An 18,551-nucleotide genomic window follows, 5' to 3' on the forward strand; every position below is an offset into this window, starting at 1 on the left:
AATAGCGAAATGACGGCCGAGTTATAGAGGATTGCCGGTGAGCGATACGACGAACCAGAGCAACGATACCCAGGCGCAGAAGGGACCGATCATCCCGAAGTCGCCGAGCGAAGCCCTGCGTCCGGAACGTGTTCCCGAGCCGCCGAAACGCTCCAAGAACGCTCGCAGCCAGATCGTCCTTTTCTTGAACTTCATCATGACGATGACTGTGCTGGTCTGCGTCCTCGCCGTCATCGGCTTCTACTACGCGACGTCGACCTATCAGAGCCCGGGCCCGCTGCAGACCAACACCAATTTCATCGTCCGCAACGGTGCGGGTCTCGCCGAAATCGCCTCGAACCTCGAGCGCAACGCGATCATCTCCGATGCCCGCATCTTTCGATATCTGACGGCGACTCATCTTTCCGCCGGCGAGAGCTTGAAGGCCGGCGAATATGAGATCAAGGCGAGAGCCTCCATGAGCGATATCATGGAGCTGCTGAAATCGGGCAAGTCCATCCTCTATTCGGTGTCCTTTCCGGAAGGCCTGACGGTCCGCCAGATGTTCGACCGCATGCTGCAGGATCCGGTTCTGGAAGGCGACTTGCCGGCCGCGCTACCGGCCGAAGGCAGCCTGCGTCCGGACACCTACAAATTCTCGCGCGGCACCAAGCGCTCCGAAATCATCGAACAGATGGCGGCTGCACAGCAGAAGCTGGTCGATCAGATCTGGGATAAGCGCGACGCTTCGTTGCCGCTCCGATCCAAAGAAGAATTTGTGACGCTCGCTTCAATCGTCGAAAAGGAGACCGGCATTCCCGACGAACGTGCCCATGTCGCTTCGGTGTTCCTGAACCGGCTTGGCAAGGGCATGCGCCTGCAGTCCGATCCAACGATCATCTATGGGCTCTTCGGTGGCGAGGGAAAACCGGCGGACCGGCCGATCTACCAATCGGATCTGAAACGGGACACGCCTTACAATACCTATGTCATCAAGGGCCTGCCGCCGACGCCGATCGCCAATCCCGGCAAGGATGCGCTGGAAGCCGTCGCCAACCCTTGGAAAACCCAGGATCTCTATTTCGTCGCCGACGGCACCGGCGGCCACGTCTTTGCCGCTACGCTCGAGGAGCACAATGCCAACGTCAAGCGCTGGCGCAAGCTCGAGGCCGACAAGGGTTCGGACCCGAATATCGCCGTCGACGGCCAGCCGGAAGAGCAGCCGGGCGAAAACGGCGCGACCGTCGTGCCGCCGAAGAAAAAGAAGATCAACTGACAGTTTCGGGAGGCTCGCATGGCTTTGCAGTCGATGACCGGTTTTGCGCGGCGCGAGGGAACGAGCGGCCGCTGGCGTTGGGCGTGGGAACTGCGCTCGGTCAACGGCAAGGGTTTCGACCTGCGCCTGCGCCTGCCGCCCGGTCTCGAACGCATGGAGGCGGAGGTCCGCCGCCTTGCCGGCGAAACCTTCAGCCGCGGCAATCTGCAGGCATCGCTGTCGGTCACCGCCGACGAGAACCGTTTCGAGGCAGTTCTGAACAAAGAGGCGCTCGCTGCCGTGCTCGCCATGCGCGAACAACTGGTTGACGTGATCGATCCGGCGCCTTTGAAGCTCGATACGCTGCTTCTCGTGCGCGGCATCGTGGAGTTCCGTGAAGGCGAGGATGGCGAGGAGGCGCTTGCCGCCCGTGATGCAGATATTAGCGCTGGGCTGCTCGCCGCGCTTGCCGATCTCAAGGCAATGCGCGCACAGGAAGGCGCGGCGCTTTCCCGCATCCTTCTCGATCATGTCGCGACGATCGAGAGCCTGACGCGGACGATCGAGATGGATCCCTCACGTTCGCCGGCGGAGATCGCGGCCCGGCTTGCGGCACAGGTTGCCTTGCTGATGGACGGCATGGCCGCCCTCGACCGTGACAGGCTGCACGCGGAGGCCGCTTTGTTGGCGACCAAGGCGGATCTGCGCGAAGAAATCGATCGTCTGAAGGCGCATATCGCCGCCGCGCGCGATCTCCTGGCGAAAGGCGGGCCTGCCGGGCGCCGGCTGGACTTCCTTGCACAGGAATTTAACCGCGAATCGAATACCATCTGCTCGAAGTCGAATGCCTCGGCGGTCACCGCCGCCGGCATCGAGCTGAAAGTCGTGATCGACCAGTTCCGCGAGCAGGTCCAGAATTTGGAGTAGGACATGAAACCGGCGAAATCCTCGCCCGTGCAGATCGCCCGCCGCGGTCTGATGCTTGTCATTTCGTCGCCGTCGGGCGCAGGCAAGTCCACGATTGCGCGCACGCTTCTGGAGACCGACAAGCATATCGGCCTCTCCGTCAGCGTCACCACGCGCCAGCGCCGCCCGAGCGAAGTCGAAGGCGTGCATTACCATTTCAAGAGTGTGCGCGAGTTCGAGCGGTTGCGCGATAGCGACGCGCTGCTCGAATGGGCCGAAGTGCATGGCAATTTCTACGGCACGCCGCGCGAGCCGGTCGAGCAGGCCATGGCCGAAGGCCGCGACATGCTCTTCGATATCGATTGGCAGGGCGCCCAGCAGTTGCAGGAGAAGATGTCGGCCGACGTCGTCTCGATCTTCGTGCTGCCGCCGACCATGACGGAGCTCCAGTCGCGGCTGCATCGCCGTGCCGAGGATTCCGAGGAGGTGATTCAGACGCGTCTGGCCAACAGCCGCGCCGAGATCGCCCACTGGCGCGAATATGATTATGTCATCGTCAATGACGATCTCAACACCGCCTTCGACGCCGTCCAGTCGATCGTCAAGGCCGAACGCCTGCGCCGCGACCGCCGCCACGGCATGTTCGATTTCGTCCGAGAGCTGCTGGAAGAGACGCCGTCGCTCTAGCGAGCTGATTGCGTGGATTCGTGCCCTGATGCGGCGCTCGCCAGTGACAGCCATTCCGACACTGGGAATTCGCTGACGTCAGGTTTGAGACAGCACCGCGCCAGGTCACCCACCACGGCATTGTAATGGCGCTCGCCCCCTCGGAAATTTCGCCGGCGCTGCCCGACCTCTCAGAAGGGATAGTGCTGGGCAGAATCCTCCACCGTGATCCAGCGCAGGTCGGTGAATTCGGCAATCGCTGCCTTGCCGCCGAAGCGGCCGTAGCCACTGCCTTTGACGCCGCCGAAGGGCATTTGCGCCTCGTCGTGCAGCGTCGGGCCGTTGACGTGGCAGATGCCGGATTCGATGCGCGCCGCAACCGCCATCGCCCGCTGGATGTTGCGGCTGAAGACGGCGGATGACAGGCCGTATTCGGTATCGTTGGCAACGCGGATAGCTTCCTCCTCGCCGGAGACGCGAATAATCGGCTTGACCGGGCCGAAGGATTCTTCCGAATAGACGCGCATGTCAGGGGTGACGTGATCGAGCAGCGTCGCCTCGACCACGGTGCCGGAGCGCTTGCCGCCGGCCACGAGTTTTGCGCCCTTGGCGGTGGCATCAGTGATCAGCTCCTCCATCTTCCTGGCGGCATCGAGGCTGATCAGCGAGCCGAGAACGACATGACCGCGCGGGTCACCGGCCGGCAACTGGCTGGCGCGGGCGGCCAGTTTAGCCACGAACTGATCGGCGATCGCCGTGTCGACGATGATCCGCTCCGTCGACATGCAGATCTGGCCCTGATGCATGAAGGCGCCGAAAATCGCGGCATTGACGGCGCCGTCGATGTCGGCGTCGTCGAGAACGACGAGCGGTGCCTTGCCGCCGAGCTCGAGCAGAGCAGGCTTGAGATATTTGCCACAGGTCTCGGCGATGATCCTGCCGACCTTGGTCGAGCCGGTGAAATTGACGCGCCTGACGGCCGGATGGGCGATGAGTGCTGCGACGATCTCCGGCGCATCCTCCGGCGCATTGGTGAGAACATTGATGACGCCCGCCGGCAGCCCCGCTTCGGTCAGCGCCGTAGCGATCAGCCGGTGCGTGCCCGGGCATTGTTCGGATGCCTTGAGGATAACAGTGTTGCCGCAGGCGATCGGCATTGCGATGGCGCGGGTGGCGAGGATGACGGGTGCATTCCAGGGCGCGATCGCCAGGCACACGCCGGCCGCCTGGCGAACGCCCATGGAAAGCGATCCGGGCTTGTCGGAAGGGATGATTTCGCCTGAAATCTGCGTCGTCATGGCGCCCGCCTCGCGCAGGATGTTGGCAGCGAGCATGACGTTGAAGCCGGCCCAGGGCGCGGTAGCGCCGGTCTCCTCGATCATGCGCCGGGTAAACTCAGCCACTTTCGAATCCATGATATCGGCGGCTTTCATCAGGATGGCGCGGCGCTGGCCGGGTCCGGTCTTCGACCACGCGCCGAAGGCAGCCGAGGCGGCGCCGACGGCGGCGGCAACATCCTCCAGGCTTGCAGCGGCGGCGCGGCTCGCAAGCTTCTCCGTGAAGGGATCGATGCGGTCATAGGTCCGGCCGCCGGAGGCTGTCCGGTCTGCGCCATCTATCAGTAGGGAAATATTCATCGTGGGTCTCCTGGAAATGATTAGAAGCCGAGGACGTCGGCGTTGATGGAGGCTTCGAGGCCGCCGTCGGCGGCAAGATTGGCGCCGTTGATCCAGCGTGCGCCATCCGAGCAGAGGAAGAGCACGGCGGGCGCGATATCGGCTGATGTGCCGGCACGGCCGACGCGGGTGATATCGCTGTCGACCCTGGCGTCGCCGAGCACGGCGCGGAACTGCTTGAGGATGGGTGTTTCCACCGGCCCGGGGCTCACCGCATTGACGCGGATGCCGCGGTTCTTGAACAAGGGTTGGTGGGCCGCGCGCATGGTCCAGAGCAGCAGCAGTTCCTTGGAGAGCGGATAACCTTGCTCGTCCTTGAGGCCGTGTTCGGCGACAACGGCCGCGACATCCGGAAAGCCTTCGATCGAGGTCAGCAATTTGGCCCGCTCGAGATTGGCCCGCCAGCCGTAACCGGCGATCGAGGCGACGTTGACGATGGCGCCGCCTTCGCGCAGGCGGGGTGCCACGACTTCCGACAAGGCACGCAGCCCGTAGAAATTGACGGCGAGCGTCGAGACGACGCCGGTGCTGCCGGAAAGGCCGGCGACATTGGCGAGGGCATCAAGGCGCGCCGGCAGCTGCGCGACGATTTCGGCAACGCCCGATGGCGTGGATAGATCGCCCTTGATGAAGGCGGCATTTCCATTTGCCGGTTCGCGCACATCGACGCCGATGACCTCGGCGCCCATCTGGCCGGCCAGTTCCGCGGTCCGGGCGCCGATGCCGGAGGCCACGCCGGTCACCAGGATTGTTTTACCAAAAAGCATGGATTCTCCTTTCGCAAGAAAACCAGGAAGCAGGCCGGTTCATTCTTCCCATTTGATTTTGGACGGGCCGGGCAGTTTCAGCCGGTAGCCGACGGGCAGAAGCTGGAAGTCGAAGCGACGCTCGATTCCTCCCCAGAGGCCGCGCGGCAGGTAGAGCGAGAAGATCAGCGCGGTGGCCCCAAGCCCGATCAGGTACCAGACGCCGGCACTGCCGAAGAAGGTCTCGATGACGAAGAACAGGATGGCTCCGAGGATGGCGCCTTCGAACTTGCCGATCCCGCCGACCAGCACCATGAAGATCATGTAGGCCGTCCACTGGACGCTGAAATAGGTCTTCGGCTGGAAGGTCGTGGCGGTCGCCAGCCACAGGCCACCGGCGACGGCGATGCCGAAGGCGGCGAGCACGAAGAGCAGCCGCTTGGTGGCCGTCACCCGCACGCCAACCGAGGTCGCCGCCTCTTCATTGTCGCGGATCGCCTGCATCGCCGCACCGGCGCGGCTGCGCATCAGCATGAAGAGCGAGCCGAGCAGGGCCACCGTGGAGGCCAGGGCGAGCCAATAGATTGCCGCCCGCCGCGTGCCGCTGTCATAGACGTTGAGCGAAATCAGCGAGGTTCCCGTTTCTCCCTGGATCAGCCGGTCGAGATTGACCAGCAGATGGGCGAGTTCGGCCACGACCCACATGCCGATCGCAAACTCGCCGCCCTTCAGCCGCAGCATGAACAGCGAAAGCGGGATCGACAGTGCGCCGGTCACGATCGCCGCGGCAAAGACCGAGACGAAGGGATCGAGCCCCGCATCGGCGAGCCGAATGGTGAAATAGGCGCCGAGACCGAAGAACACCTGCTGGCCGACCGACACCAGCCCGCCGAAACCGGCGAGCGCATTCCACATGGCGGCCAGGATCACATAGATGAACAGGGCGGTCATCCGGTCGATCGCACCGGCGCCGAGCACGGCCGGGGCGAGGATCAGCAGGGCAAACACCGCGGCGATGGAGCCGAGCGCCAGCCGCGACGAGGTCGTCCAGCGCTCGATCGATATTCCGTTGGAGACGAATGTCATGTCGGGCTCCGATGGCGTGCGCGAAGGTTGAGGAGCGCGCTGGGTTTCAGAAGCGCTCCGATCTTGTCGAGAACCGGCAGGCGGGATCGGGACAGCCGGATGAAAAGCACCAGCAGGAACACGGCATGGCCGCCGATCAGAAAGCCCTGCGGATGCAATTGCGCGCCGAGCGACTGGGCAAGGCCGAGAACGATGCCGCCGGCAAGCGTGCCCCAGAGCGATCCCGCTCCGCCGATGACCGCGGCCTCGAAGGCAAAGAGAAGCTGCGGGCCGCCCGCATAGGGGCTGAAGGTCGCACGCATGCCGAGAAAGGCGCCGGCAATCCCGATCGTGACCATGGTGATGGCGGTGGCGACCGCGTTCACCCTACGCGCATCGATGCCGACGAGCCCTGCCGTGTCCGGATCTTCTGCCGTGGCGCGGATGGCGCGGCCCAATGCAAAGCGGCTGAGGAAGAATTGCAACCCGCCGAGAATGAGGATCGCCGTCACCATCATCATCACGGCAAGCTTGCCGACGAAGATGTGGTCCGGCAGCTGCCAGGATGCATAGGAGAGGTTGCCGATGAAGGGGGCGAGCGACCGGGTGTCGGCGCCGAACTGTTCGAAAAGCAGATTGTCGATGACGATCGACAGGCCGAAGGTCGTGAGAATCGGCAGCAGCGTGCCGCCGCGGGCGCTGCGTTCGAGAATGTAGCGCTGCAGCAGCCAGCCGATCACCGCCATGACGGGCAGCACGATCAAAAGGCCGGCGAAGGGCGGAATGCCGGCTTTGGCAGCAAGCAGCCACAGGCCGTAAGCGGCCGCGACGGCCAGGCTGCCATGCGCGAGATTGATGATCCGCATGACCGAAAACATGAAGGACAGGCCACAGGCGATGACGGCGTAATAACCGCCGAGCAGGAGGCCCTGGATCAGGGTGTTGATCATGATGCGCTCCTTTCGCCTGATGCCCGGTGCAATCCGAAATAGGCTTTGGTGACCTCGTCGCGGGTGACGGCGGCTGCCGGCCGGTCGAGGACAATGCGGCCTTCCAGCATGCAGATGACGCGGCTGGCGACGCTCATGGCGCGGCCGAGATCCTGCTCGACCAGCACGATGGTCGTTCCCGAAGTCAGCAGCGCCTGCAGCTGGGCATAGACGCGGTCGACGACCAGGGGCGAAAGCCCGAGCGAGACCTCGTCCAGGAGAAGAATATCGGGATTGCTCATCAGCGCCCGGCCGATGGCGGTCGCCTGCTGCTCCCCGCCGGAGAGGTGCCCGGTCTTCGCGTGACGGCGGGTTTTCAGGTTCGGAAAGGCGTCGAGAATGCGGTCGATGCTCCACTCGCCCTTGCGCCCGCAGCTCTTGCCGAGAAGCAGGTTCTCTTCCACCGTCATCTGCGAAAACAGGCGCCGGCCTTCCGGCACCAGGGCGATGCCCTTGGCGATCCGCTTGTGGGACGGGACGGCAGCCAGGTCTTCATCACCGAGAAGGACTCGGCCGGAGGAGGGCAGATGGGCGCCGGCGATCGATCGGAGCAGCGTCGTCTTGCCGGCGCCGTTCGCGCCGACCAGCGCCAGCACCTCGCCCTTGGCGATATCGAAACTGACCCCGCGCACCGCCTGCAGCAGGCCGTGCCGGACGTCGAGATTCTCAATGGAAAGAAGGCTCATGCGGGCGTCCCTCCAAGATAGGCCTTGACCACTTCCGCATCGCTCATGACAGTCTTCGGTTCGCCATCGGCGATGATCCGGCCGGCATCCATGCAGATCAGCCGTTCGGCCACCTGCAGCAGGATATGAACGATATGCTCGATCCAGACGATGCCGATACCCCGGCGGCGCAATTCCAGGATGGCTTCGACCAGTTCGCTCGCTTCGCCATCGGTCAGGCCGCCGCCGATTTCGTCGAGCAGCAGGAGCCGCGGCTGCGTGGCGAGCGCACGGGCAAGCTCCAGCCGTTTGCGATCGAGCAGGCCGAGCGTGTTGGCCTGGCGGTTGGCGACCCCGAGCATGCCGCAGAGCGACAGTGAATCCACCACCCGCTCATAGGCCTCGTCGCGGCTTGCCGCATTGCCGTGCGAGGCGGCGACGAAGACATTTTCGAAGGTCGTCATGCCGTTGAAGGGTTTGGGGATCTGATGCGTCCGCACGAGACCCGACCGGCAGCGTTCCGCCGCCGACCGGCTGGTGACGTCGGCGCCATCGAAGATGATGCTTCCCGCGCTCGGCGGGTAGGCGCCGGCGAGCACGCTGAGCAGAGTCGTCTTGCCCGCGCCGTTCGGCCCGACGATACCGACCGCCTCGCCATCGCCCATGGAGAAATCGAGATTCTCCAGCACCACAAGCGCGCCGAACCGCTTGTGGATCCCCCTGGCCGAGAGAAAAGCGTCCCCGGGCCGTCTTTGCGCTTCTTGCCTCTGCACTGTTGCTATCCGTTGTAGGCGGTGAGCTTGGCGCCGACCGGAACATTGGGGTCGGTGGCGTTTTCGGTGACGACGTAGTCGAGCGCGAATTTCGAGCCCTCCGGCGCCTTCACCCACTGCGTGCCGATGATCGGCCCGGGAGAAACATTGGCAACGGGACCGCTGGTGAAGTCGACCTTGCCGGCGATCGTCGTCGTCTTCAGCGTGGCGAGCGCCTTGGCCACCGCCTCCTTGCTCTTGACGTCGGTGCTCGCCTTCAGCGCATCGAAGCCGGCGTCGAGCAGCGCCAGGCTGGCGCCGAGCTGCTGCGTCCACTGCTTGCCGCTTGCCGTTTCATAGCCGTCGGCGAGTTCGGTTCCGGAGACGCCGGTCAGCGTGGATTTGTAGGGGAAGGCCTTGTGCCAGTAGGCGGCGCTGCCGATGTTGAGGCCAAGATCGCCGAGCGCTTCGATGTCTGATGGAAAAAGGCCCGTCTTGGCGACCTGGCAGATCTTGATCTGCTGGGTCAAACCCTGCTGTGCCGCCTGACGCCAGAAGGCGGCGAAATCGGGCGGAATCGGGAAGGAGTTGAAGATCTCTACGCCTTCCTGCCGGAAAAGAGCAATCTGGGCCGAAAAGTCGGTGGTTCCGGTTTCATAGGCGCCGGGATCGACGATGGTGAAGCCCGCCTTGGCAAGTGCAGGCGCCAGATGGGTGCGGATCGCGTTGCCGTCGGCATCGTTCGGATACATGACGCCGACCTTCTTGTTGGTCTCGATCAGATTCCACTGCGAGACATAGGCCTTGTGGAACTCTTCGACGCCGAAACCGAAATGATAGGTCCATTTGAACGGCGAGGGCGCGCCGGGCTTGGCGCCGCGGCCGAAATACCAGGCTTCCCAGGGCATCACCGTCGACAGGCAGGGAATGCCTGCCGCCTCGCAGGCATCGGCCACCGGATTGATCGTTTCGGGTGTTGAGACGGCGAGCATCAGGTCGATCGCCTCGTTGTTGATCAGGTCCTTCGCCAGCTGGCCGGCGCGCGAGGGGTCGGATTGGGTGTCCTGGTCGAGAATCTCCACCTTCCAGGTCTTGCCGCCAGCCTGCAGGCCGTTCGCCAGCGCCTTGCGCGCCAGGTCCAGCACATAGCCGTCGGTCTCGCCGAAGCCGCCGAGAGGGCCGGTGCGCGGGCTGATGAAGCCGACCTTCAACGTATCGCCGCCTTGGGCGAAAACCGTTCGGCCGGAAAGCGCCAGCGCCGCACTGCCTGCGGCAGCCGATGCGATGAAAGAGCGGCGGGTGAGAGTTGCCGCGTTGAGTTTGCCGTTGCGGAAAATGCCGTTCATGAAATCGTTCCTCCCTCTTGATGCGGGCCTCCCGGCCCGTTTCCTGTGTTCATCCCGATCTGAAGTCAGATCGGGTAGTGTCGTTTTCCCGATGCCATGGTGATCCATCTGAGCTCGGTGAATTCATCGATTGCGGCCTTGCCGCCGAAGCGGCCATAGCCGCTTGATTTGACGCCCCCGAACGGCATTTGCGGCTCGTCGGAAACCGTGGCCTCGTTGATGTGGCAGATGCCGGATTCAAGCCGCATGGCAACGGCCATCGCCGCATTGATGTCGGCGCTGAAAACCGCCGCCGAGAGCCCGTATTCATTGTCGTTGGCAACCGTCACCGCCTCGTCCACGCTGCCGACCCGGACGATCGCCGCGACCGGCCCAAAACTCTCCTCACGGTAGATGCGCATGGCAGGCGTCACGTGATCGATGACGGTTGCATCCATCAGCGTGCCGTTGGGCCGGCCGCCGCAGACGAGCACCGCGCCCTTCTGCAGGGCATCGTCGACGAGCGACTTCACACGCCGCGCCGCTTCGGCGTTGATCAGCGTGCCGAGCGGCGTATTGCCGTCCCCGGGATGGCCCGCAACCAGGGTTTCGGCCTTCGCCCGGAATTTGCCGACGAAATTATCGGCGATCTCGTCCATCAGGATGATCCGCTCTGTGGACATGCAGATCTGGCCCTGGTTCATGAAGGCGCCGAAGGCGGCGGCACCCACTGCCTCGTCGAGATCGGCGTCGGCAAGAACGATGAATGGTGCCTTGCCGCCGAGTTCGAGCAGGCAGCGCTTCAGATGCCGTGCCGCGCTTTCCGCGATGATCCTGCCGACACGGGTGGAGCCGGTGAAGTTGATGCGGCGCACAGCCGGATGGGCGATCAGGGCATCCACGACGGCGGCAGCATCGCTCGGCGCATTGGAGACGACATTGACGACTCCGCTGGGAAAGCCGGCGTCACGCAGGATGTCGCCGATCAGGCCGTGGGTCTTCGGGCAGAGTTCGGAGGCTTTCAGGACGACGGTGTTGCCGCAGGAAAGCGGCATGGCGACGGCGCGGGTGCCGAGAATAATGGGCGCATTCCAGGGGGCGATGCCGACGCAGACGCCTGCCGGCTGGCGCACCGCCATGGCAAGGTTTCCGGGAATGCCTGAGGGAATGAGCTCGCCCGAGATTTGCGTGGTCATCGCCGCCGCCTCGCGGAAAATATCGGCGCCGAGCCGGCAATTGATCGCTGCCCATTGCGTCGTGGCGCCGGTTTCGCCGGTCATGGCGGCAATCAGTTCCGGCGAACGGGCATCGAGAAGTTCGGCGGCGGCGTTGAGCAATCTGCGCCGTTCGCCGGGGCCGGTTTGCGACCAATCGGGAAAGGCGGCAGCGGCGGCATTGGCGGCCCGCGTCATGTCGGCGACGGATCCTGCCGAAGCGATCGTCGCGACATCGCCGGTCAGCGGATCGATGCGTTCGAAGGTGGCCCCCTCGGAAGCATCCATCGCGTCGTTGTTTATCATCAGCTTTGCCGAAAACACGGTTTCACCCATTTGTCACATGCTGGCGCCAAGTGCTGACGCCGCATTATTGCCACGGGAGAAGACGAGCGGACGCGACGGCCTGATAGGCGCTTAAGCGTTCCTGCGTTGTCGGAATGCCTCCTCCCAAAGGCTGATGACGACAAGGTTACGCCGATCGATGGCGGATGGAATGCGATTTATTGGGTTAATATTGTAATTATCCGGCGATTGCAGCACTATTTGGCAGGAGCGGAGGAGCGGGCTTGGCGACGGACGGAGGCATTTATCACTATGCCAGGGGCGAGTGGCACGCGCCGTCGCTGTCGCACCGGCGCATCCGTCTGCAAAAAGGGCTGTATGCCGATTTCCATCATTTCTTGCTGCTCGGCGATGGCGCCGCCGACCTTCATTTCGACAGCGGCGAAGATCGGCCGCTGCACGGGCCGCTGCTTGCCTTCCTGCCGCCGCAGGCACGCTGCGATCTGTCGATTGCTGCCGGGAGTGCCGCCCATGTCATCGGCGCCTCGGCGCAGATCATGGTCGACGCGATTGGCGACAAGGTGGAATCCTACTCGCTGCGCCTCCTCACCGAGCAGCGCAAGCTGGTCGAGGCACGGGATCCCTTGCTGGTGGCCGAAATGAGTCCATTGATTTCGGGCTTCGTGCGGGAACTCGGCGATCCCTCCCGGGCCTCCTGGATGGTGGTCTCGGCCTATCTCAGGCTGATCCTGATGACGCTGTGGCGCGGCAGCGACAGCGAAAGAAGCGAGCCGCGTGGGCAGGGCGAAACCGGATCGATCCTGCAGCGTTATCGCCAGCTGGTCGAGGCCGGTTTCCGCCAGCACCGGCCGATCAGCGATTATGCCGCGGAATTGGGCGTCACCGCCGACCGCCTGCATTCGATTTGTCAGAGGACGCTCGGCCGCTCGCCGATCCAGCTTCTGCACGAGCGCGTGGTGCAGGAGGCAAAGCTGAGATTGGAGCGTTCGGCCCGCAACATCCAGGAAATCTCCGACAGCCTCGGCTTTCGCGACCCGACCTATTTCAGCCATTTCTTCAAGCGCAAAACCGGCCTTTCCCCCGCCGGCTACCGTGAGATCGCCCGTGCTTCCGCCGGCTCGGAAAACAGCATGCTTTCCTCGGGTTATGCGGACTGGCCTTAGGTTTGCGCGCATGGCATCGCCGGAGTTGCCAAGGCTCCTATGCTGCTCTGGCACGCCGGCAAAGGGCGGAGCAGGTTTCAGTCGCGCTTATATATCCGCTTCAGCGCAGCCAGCAGAGCATCCATTTCGTCGTGCGAAAAAAGGTCGATGAAACGCCGTTCGTGTGCATCGATCAGCTTGCGCGCCTGCGCGAGCATGGCATGTCCCGCCATCGTCAGATGCAGTTCCTGACGGCGGCGGTCCGCCGCGGAAGGGCGGCGCTCGACGAAGCCGCGAGCTGCCAGCCGGTTGACGAGAGCCATCATCGTTGCGCGGTCGGTGCCAAGCGTATTGGCCAAGTCGATCTGCGATGCGCCCGCATTGACTGCAAGGAGTTCCATCACCGCGAGCTGTTTTTGCGTCAGCGCCAGCTCTTCCATGGTTCCAGCGAAGTCACGATAGATCGCGACATGCGCCATGCGCAGGTGAAAGCCGAGGAGATCGCCAAGCCGGCCGACGTCGAGCAATGGCGTCGCCGGAGCATCCTCGCTCTCAAAATCATCCTTCGGTGGTTTTGCGGCCATTATTCGTTCTCGCCCGGTCAAGGCGCCATAACCATCAAAATCAGCAGCTTAGTCAATATGCGCCCGAAGATTTCCCAGAGCTTGTCGGCGTAGACGGATTTGCTGCGAGCAGCCTCTTGCATCCTGCTCAAAAAATATTAGTATGTGTTACATACAAATTTGTCGGCCGCGGAGGAGCGGCTGGCATGGGAGGAAAAATGGCGCATTCCCATTCCGGAATGTCTTCGTTCGTCGATTGCGGACTGGTGGCGGATGATCCCATCCTTTACCGCGCCCGTGTCGCGCCGGATCGACAGGCCCTGTTCGAGATCGCCACCGGCCGGGAGCTTACCTATGCCGAGCTCGATATGCGGATCGCCCGATGCGCCGGTTTCCTCGATGTTATCCTCGGAGCACGCCAGGACGGGGCGCGGGTCGCTATGCTGGCGCGCAACTCGATCGATTCGATCGTGCTGGCTTTTGCCTGCCAGCGCGTCGGCGCCGTTTATGTGCCGCTTAACTGGCGTCTCGGCGCCGCCGAACTGCTGCCGATACTTGCCGATTGCGCGCCGGCGCTCCTGGTCCGCGACGAGGAGTTTTCGGAAGTTGTGGCAAGCCTCGCAGATGTCGATCCTGGCATGGCGGTGATCTCCACGGCAGATGGCACGGCCGGGCTTTCGGCCCGCATCGAGGCGAGCGCCTCCGCCGATCCGGTGTCCGGAGATGCCGATCGGGCGTGCGTCCTTCTCTACACCTCGGGCACGACAGGGCAGCCGAAGGGCGTAGTCATCACCGGCCGCAATGCTTTCTTTGCCGCCATCAATTTTTCCTTCGTCGGGGAAATCGGGCCGGCTTCGGTCGCTTTGTGCGATCTGCCGTTCTTCCACACGATCGGCCTGATCGCCGTGGCCCGCACCACATTGACGCTGGGCGGTACGCTCGTCATCTCCGACCGCTTCACCCCGGCGCGCACGCTGGCCGTCTTGCGTGAGCGCGCCGTCACCCATTATTTCGCCGTGCCGCAGATCGCCCTCGCTCTGCGCAACGATCCCGCCTACAGCGCCGCGGCTCTCTCTGGCCTGCATGCGCTCTTCGTCGGCGGCGCGCCGCTGACGCAGGCGCTGATCGAAAGCTATCTCGATGACGGCGTTGCGCTAGTCAACGGTTACGGCATGAGCGAGGCCGGAACGGTGCTGCATGTGCCGATCGACCGGCGCGCGGTGCAGGACAATCCCGGCAGCGTCGGTCTTCCCGCACCATTGGTCGACATCCGCATTGTCGACGAGGGTGGCCACGACGTTGGCCGCGGCGAGATTGGCGAACTCTGGCTGCGTGGACCGGCGGTGACGCCGGGCTACTGGAACAAGCCTGCCGAAACCTTCGCCGCCTTCACCGATGGCTGGTACCGTACCGGCGATCTCGGCCGGCGCGAAGCAAACGGCTTCTATCGCATCGTCGACCGGCTGAAGGATATGTATATCAGCGGCGGTGAGAATGTTTATCCGGCCGAAGTCGAGGCCGTACTCGCAAGCCATCCCGATGTCCTCGACGTCGCGGTCGTCGGCATTCCCAATAACAGGTGGGGAGAATGTGGCGTCGCCTGTGTCGTGCTGCGGCCGGGCGCCGTGGTGACGGGCGAGGCGATTGCTGGCCATTGCGCGGCGAGGCTCGCCGCCTTCAAGCGCCCGGCGCAGATCCTCTTCGTCGAAGCCGTTCCCCGCACCGCCTCCGGCAAGGTGCAGAAACATGTTCTGCGCCAGCTTCATGCCGACGAAACCCTTCAACGACAGGGCCCGATGAAACGGCCCTCGGCAATCACGCCGAAACCAATGGAGTGACCTCATGACTGAAGACCAATCGCCGGTTCTGGTCGAATTCGATAACGGCATCGCTTTCGTGACCCTCAACCGACCGGAAAAGCGCAATGCGATGAATCCGGCCTTGAATGCACGGATGCTGGAGGTACTCGATGAGCTCGAGGGCGATGAGCGCTGTGGCGTGCTCGTCCTGCGCGGGGCCGGCGAGTCCTGGTCCGCCGGAATGGATCTCAAAGAATATTTTCGCGACAACGACGACAAGCCGCGCGATGCCACATTGAAGGCGCGGCGCCAATCCGGCGGCTGGTGGGGTCGGCTGATGTATTTCGAAAAGCCGACGATCGCCATGGTCAATGGCTGGTGCTTCGGCGGCGCCTTCACACCGCTCGTTTCCTGCGACCTTGCCATCGCTGCCGAGGAGGCAAATTTCGGCCTTTCCGAGATCAATTGGGGCATCTTGCCGGGTGGCAACGTCACGCGTGCGGTGGCCGAGGTGATGCGCCATCGCGACGCCCTCTACTACATCATGACCGGCGAACTCTTCGGCGGGCGCAAGGCTGCCGAAATGGGTCTCGTCAACGAGGCCGTGCCGCTCGCCGAACTCGAAACCCGGGTTCGCAAGATTTGCGCGAGCCTGCTCGAAAAGAACCCGGTGACGCTGAAGGCCGCCAAGGACACCTATAAGCGGGTGCGCAACCTGCCGTGGGATCTCGCCGACGATTACATCTACGCCAAGCTGGAGCAGATGCTGTTTCTCGACAAGACCAAGGGGCGCGACGAGGGACTGAAGCAGTTCCTCGACGACAAGACCTATCAGCCGGGACTCGGCGCCTACAGGCGCGGCTGAGGGCGCGGATTGATCTCGGGAGGAGGATAGAATGAAGATCCATGCCGCGGTGGCGCGTGCGCCGCATATGCCGTTTTCGCTGGAAAGGCTCGATCTGGAGGAGCCGCGCGAGGGGGAGATCCTCGTTCGCGTCATAGCGACCGGCGTTTGCCATACCGATATCGTCATGCGCGACCAGTATTTGCCGGTGCCGCAGCCGGTCGTGCTCGGTCACGAGGGCGCCGGCATCGTCGAACGTGTCGGGCCGGGCGTTGCCAAGGTGGTCGCGGGCGATCACGTGGTCATGACCTTCAATTCCTGCGGTCATTGCCCGAGCTGCAACGATCACGAGGAAACCTACTGCCACGAGTTCTTCCCGCGCAACTTCTTCGGTGCGCGCGCCGACGGTTCGAGCGGGCTCTCATGCGAGGGAGAGCGGATTCATGGCAATATTTTCGGACAATCGTCCTTTGCAAGCCACGCGCTCTGCCATGAACGCAATATCGTGAAAGTGCCGAAAGATGCGGATCTGGCGCTGCTTGGCCCACTCGCCTGTGGTATCCAGACCGGCGCCGGCGCGGTGATGAACGCGCTCGACATCGAGCCTGGAAAAATACTTGCAGTTTTCGGCATGGGCTCTGTTGGTCTGGCCGCCGTGATGGCGGCGCGGATCGTTGGTGCGTCACGGATCATCGCCGTCGATGTCAACGAGAGGCGGCTGGCGCTTGCCGCCGAACTCGGGGCGACCGACATCGTCGACGGCAAGAAGATCGACGCGGTCGCCGCGATCATGGCGCTGACCGGTGCTGGCGTCGACTATTCGATCGATGCCTCCGGCGTGCCGACCGTCATCGACCAATGCGTGCGGGTGTTGGCGCCGCGTGGCACATGCGGCATCGTCGGGGCTCCGCCGCACGGGGCGACGTTGACGCTCGACCTCACCCACATCCTGTCCGGCGGACGCCGGGTGCGCGGCATCGTGGAGGGCGATTCCAATCCCGACGTGCTGATCCCGCTATTGATCGACCTTCATCGCCAAGGGCGATTCCCGTTCGACAGGCTCGTCAGCTTCTACGATTTTGCCGACATCAACCGGGCGGTGGAGGACTCGGAAAGAGGCATCGTGCTGAAACCGATCGTGCGCCAGCCTGCCGCCTGACATCGTTTTAGGGAGGAACCAATGAACACCGTCACCCCAATCGCCACCGATACCAGTGCTGACACCATGAAGGCGCTGCTTGCCCGGCAAAGGGCATCTTTCCTTAAAGAGGGGCCGCCTGATATCGAGACCCGCTTCGACCGCATCGACCGCGTCATCGCCCTTCTCGTCGATCACAAGGATGCGATTGCGGCGGCCCTCTCGGATGATTTCGGCAGCCGCAGCGTCGAGGCGAGCCTGCTTCTCGACGTCTTCACCTGCGTCGGTTCGCTCAAATATGCCAAGGCTCATCTTGCCGAATGGCTGAAGCCGGAGCAGCATGAGGCATTGTTCCCGGACGCTGTTGCCGAGGTAGTCTATCAGCCGAAGGGGGTGGTCGGCATCCTGAGCCCCTGGAATTTCCCGTATCAGCTCGCCCTTGCCCCGCTTGCCGGCATCCTCGCCGCCGGCAACCGCGCCATGATCAAACCGTCGGAGGTGACGCCGGCTTCGGCCGCGCTGATGGCGGAACTCGTTGCCCGCTCCTTCGACGAAACGGAAATTGCGGTGGTGCAAGGCGGACCGGCGACCGGCACCGCTTTTACCTCGCTTGCCTTCGACCATCTGATCTTCACCGGCGGTACGGCGGTTGCCCATCAGGTCATGCGGGCGGCGGCGGAAAATCTGACGCCGCTGACGCTCGAGCTCGGGGGCAAGTCGCCCGTCATCGTCGGCCGTTCGGCCGATCTCGCAGACGCGGCGCGTCGGGTCATGACGGTCAAAACGCTGAACGCCGGCCAGATCTGTCTGGCCCCGGATCATGTCTACGTGCCCGAGGAAAGCGTTGAAGCCTTTGCCGAGCACGCCGTCGCGGCGGTCGGTGCGATGTATCCGACGCTGAAGGACAATCCTGACTACACCTCGATCGTCAATGCCCGTCACCATGCGCGCGTGCAGGGCCTGGTCGACGACGCCAGGGCCAAGGGCGCCCGCATCGTCGAAATCAATCCGGCAGGAGAGAACTTCTCGCAGCAACCGGCCCACCGCATGCCACCGACCCTGATTCTCGATCCCACCGACGATATGCGCGCGCTGCAGGAGGAAATCTTCGGACCGGTTCTGCCGGTTCTTCCCTATCGCGACGTCGCCGACGTCATCGATCGCATCAACGCCCGGCCGCGCCCGCTCGCCCTTTATTACTTCAGCCAGGATGGCGAAGAGGAGCGCCGCGTTCTGGACAATACGATCTCAGGCGGCGTGACCATAAACGATTGCATGAGCCATGTTACGGCGGAAGGCCTGCCCTTCGGCGGCGTCGGTCATTCCGGCATGGGCGCCTATCACGGCAAATTCGGTTTCCTCGCCTTCTCGCATCCGCGCGCCGTCTATCATCAGAGCAAGATGGTGGAGGCGGAACTTATGATGCGGCCGCCCTTCGGCGAGGCGATGCGCGCCTTTCTGGCCGAAGCGATCTGCAAGTAAAGCGCTCCTCATCAACCCAGCCGTCCGATCGCCTGTGCG

At 63.6% G+C, this 18,551-nt stretch carries 17 protein-coding genes; 8 read left to right on the top strand and 9 right to left on the bottom strand.

Translation table 11 applies throughout. The features are described 5' to 3' along the window. Positions 1–37: 37 nt before the first annotated feature. From mltG to gmk, 3 genes are read left to right on the top strand one after another with little or no spacing between them, the layout of a single operon-like run. Entirely contained in the window at positions 38–1,255 is a 1,218-nt protein-coding gene (mltG, locus tag NXC14_RS07555; RefSeq protein ID WP_085780029.1) for an endolytic transglycosylase MltG, read from the top strand. A gap of 18 nt (positions 1,256–1,273) precedes the next feature. Then, positions 1,274–2,161: a YicC/YloC family endoribonuclease gene (locus NXC14_RS07560; protein ID WP_085777642.1), complete on the top strand. Its 888-nt coding sequence runs from the start codon at positions 1,274–1,276 to the stop codon at positions 2,159–2,161. 3 nt (positions 2,162–2,164) lie between these two features. Beyond that, a complete protein-coding gene (gmk, locus tag NXC14_RS07565; RefSeq protein ID WP_064810043.1) occupies positions 2,165–2,827 on the top strand; it encodes a guanylate kinase in 663 nt (220 codons plus the stop codon). 170 nt (positions 2,828–2,997) lie between these two features. On the opposite strand, the gene NXC14_RS07570 is transcribed toward gmk, so the two are convergent. From NXC14_RS07570 to NXC14_RS07605, 8 genes are all read right to left on the bottom strand, one after another. Beyond that, complete coding sequence (locus tag NXC14_RS07570) at positions 2,998–4,443, bottom strand: aldehyde dehydrogenase (RefSeq protein ID WP_085777643.1); 1,446 nt, start codon at positions 4,441–4,443, stop codon at positions 2,998–3,000. Positions 4,444–4,463: 20 nt separating this feature from the next. Next, a complete protein-coding gene (locus tag NXC14_RS07575) occupies positions 4,464–5,249 on the bottom strand; it encodes a coniferyl-alcohol dehydrogenase (protein WP_085777644.1) in 786 nt (261 codons plus the stop codon). A gap of 39 nt (positions 5,250–5,288) precedes the next feature. Then, the gene (locus NXC14_RS07580; RefSeq protein WP_085777645.1) at positions 5,289–6,314 is read right to left on the bottom strand and encodes a branched-chain amino acid ABC transporter permease; all 1,026 of its coding nucleotides are present in this window, start codon (positions 6,312–6,314) and stop codon (positions 5,289–5,291) included. After that, the gene (locus NXC14_RS07585) at positions 6,311–7,243 is read right to left on the bottom strand and encodes a branched-chain amino acid ABC transporter permease (RefSeq protein ID WP_085777646.1); all 933 of its coding nucleotides are present in this window, start codon (positions 7,241–7,243) and stop codon (positions 6,311–6,313) included. The genes NXC14_RS07580 and NXC14_RS07585 overlap by 4 nt, the downstream gene beginning before the upstream one ends. Next, positions 7,240–7,968, bottom strand: coding sequence for an ABC transporter ATP-binding protein (locus NXC14_RS07590; protein WP_085777647.1), 729 nt, complete (start codon positions 7,966–7,968; stop codon positions 7,240–7,242). The genes NXC14_RS07585 and NXC14_RS07590 overlap by 4 nt, the downstream gene beginning before the upstream one ends. Continuing rightward, on the bottom strand, positions 7,965–8,720 hold the full coding sequence (locus tag NXC14_RS07595) for an ABC transporter ATP-binding protein (protein WP_085777648.1): 756 nt from the start codon (positions 8,718–8,720) through the stop codon (positions 7,965–7,967). Before NXC14_RS07595 ends, NXC14_RS07590 begins: the two co-directional genes overlap by 4 nt. A gap of 5 nt (positions 8,721–8,725) precedes the next feature. Further along, positions 8,726–10,045, bottom strand: a complete 1,320-nt coding sequence (locus NXC14_RS07600) for an ABC transporter substrate-binding protein (protein ID WP_085777649.1) — start codon at positions 10,043–10,045, stop codon at positions 8,726–8,728. A 65-nt stretch (positions 10,046–10,110) separates the two neighbouring features. Beyond that, entirely contained in the window at positions 10,111–11,574 is a 1,464-nt protein-coding gene (locus NXC14_RS07605; RefSeq protein WP_085777650.1) for an aldehyde dehydrogenase, read from the bottom strand. 233 nt (positions 11,575–11,807) lie between these two features. Between NXC14_RS07605 and NXC14_RS07610 the strand changes: the two genes are divergently transcribed. Beyond that, positions 11,808–12,707, top strand: a complete 900-nt coding sequence (locus NXC14_RS07610; protein WP_085777651.1) for an AraC family transcriptional regulator — start codon at positions 11,808–11,810, stop codon at positions 12,705–12,707. A 77-nt stretch (positions 12,708–12,784) separates the two neighbouring features. Here the strand turns inward: NXC14_RS07610 and NXC14_RS07615 are convergent, their stop codons facing one another. Further along, positions 12,785–13,270: a MarR family transcriptional regulator gene (locus tag NXC14_RS07615; RefSeq protein ID WP_085777652.1), complete on the bottom strand. Its 486-nt coding sequence runs from the start codon at positions 13,268–13,270 to the stop codon at positions 12,785–12,787. A 197-nt stretch (positions 13,271–13,467) separates the two neighbouring features. Here NXC14_RS07615 and NXC14_RS07620 point away from each other — a divergent pair, with 197 nt between their 5' ends. From NXC14_RS07620 to NXC14_RS07635, 4 genes are read left to right on the top strand one after another with little or no spacing between them, the layout of a single operon-like run. Then, positions 13,468–15,087 (top strand): AMP-binding protein, encoded by a 1,620-nt coding sequence (locus tag NXC14_RS07620; RefSeq protein ID WP_085777653.1) that lies wholly within the window; start codon positions 13,468–13,470, stop codon positions 15,085–15,087. 4 nt (positions 15,088–15,091) lie between these two features. Next, positions 15,092–15,913 (top strand): p-hydroxycinnamoyl CoA hydratase/lyase, encoded by an 822-nt coding sequence (locus NXC14_RS07625; protein ID WP_085777654.1) that lies wholly within the window; start codon positions 15,092–15,094, stop codon positions 15,911–15,913. Between the two features lie 31 nt (positions 15,914–15,944). Beyond that, complete coding sequence (locus NXC14_RS07630) at positions 15,945–17,051, top strand: NAD(P)-dependent alcohol dehydrogenase (RefSeq protein WP_085777655.1); 1,107 nt, start codon at positions 15,945–15,947, stop codon at positions 17,049–17,051. A 21-nt stretch (positions 17,052–17,072) separates the two neighbouring features. Continuing rightward, entirely contained in the window at positions 17,073–18,512 is a 1,440-nt protein-coding gene (locus NXC14_RS07635) for a coniferyl aldehyde dehydrogenase (protein WP_085777656.1), read from the top strand. The last annotated feature ends 39 nt before the right edge of the window (positions 18,513–18,551 follow it).

The organism is Rhizobium sp. NXC14 (assembly GCF_002117485.1).
GTDB lineage: Bacteria > Pseudomonadota > Alphaproteobacteria > Rhizobiales > Rhizobiaceae > Rhizobium.

What these genes read in the sequence shown, in the direction of transcription:
- NXC14_RS07560 (WP_085777642.1), top strand. Translation starts at nt 1,274, where the DNA reads ATGGCTTTGCAGTCGATGACCGGTTTTGCGCGGCGCGAGGGAACGAGC.
- gmk (WP_064810043.1), top strand. Translation starts at nt 2,165, where the DNA reads ATGAAACCGGCGAAATCCTCGCCCGTGCAGATCGCCCGCCGCGGTCTG.
- NXC14_RS07570 (WP_085777643.1), bottom strand. Translation starts at nt 4,443, where the DNA reads ATGAATATTTCCCTACTGATAGATGGCGCAGACCGGACAGCCTCCGGC.
- NXC14_RS07575 (WP_085777644.1), bottom strand. Translation starts at nt 5,249, where the DNA reads ATGCTTTTTGGTAAAACAATCCTGGTGACCGGCGTGGCCTCCGGCATC.
- NXC14_RS07580 (WP_085777645.1), bottom strand. Translation starts at nt 6,314, where the DNA reads ATGACATTCGTCTCCAACGGAATATCGATCGAGCGCTGGACGACCTCG.
- NXC14_RS07585 (WP_085777646.1), bottom strand. Translation starts at nt 7,243, where the DNA reads ATGATCAACACCCTGATCCAGGGCCTCCTGCTCGGCGGTTATTACGCC.
- NXC14_RS07590 (WP_085777647.1), bottom strand. Translation starts at nt 7,968, where the DNA reads ATGAGCCTTCTTTCCATTGAGAATCTCGACGTCCGGCACGGCCTGCTG.
- NXC14_RS07600 (WP_085777649.1), bottom strand. Translation starts at nt 10,045, where the DNA reads ATGAACGGCATTTTCCGCAACGGCAAACTCAACGCGGCAACTCTCACC.
- NXC14_RS07605 (WP_085777650.1), bottom strand. Translation starts at nt 11,574, where the DNA reads ATGGGTGAAACCGTGTTTTCGGCAAAGCTGATGATAAACAACGACGCG.
- NXC14_RS07615 (WP_085777652.1), bottom strand. Translation starts at nt 13,270, where the DNA reads ATGGCCGCAAAACCACCGAAGGATGATTTTGAGAGCGAGGATGCTCCG.
- NXC14_RS07620 (WP_085777653.1), top strand. Translation starts at nt 13,468, where the DNA reads ATGGCGCATTCCCATTCCGGAATGTCTTCGTTCGTCGATTGCGGACTG.
- NXC14_RS07625 (WP_085777654.1), top strand. Translation starts at nt 15,092, where the DNA reads ATGACTGAAGACCAATCGCCGGTTCTGGTCGAATTCGATAACGGCATC.
- NXC14_RS07630 (WP_085777655.1), top strand. Translation starts at nt 15,945, where the DNA reads ATGAAGATCCATGCCGCGGTGGCGCGTGCGCCGCATATGCCGTTTTCG.
- NXC14_RS07635 (WP_085777656.1), top strand. Translation starts at nt 17,073, where the DNA reads ATGAACACCGTCACCCCAATCGCCACCGATACCAGTGCTGACACCATG.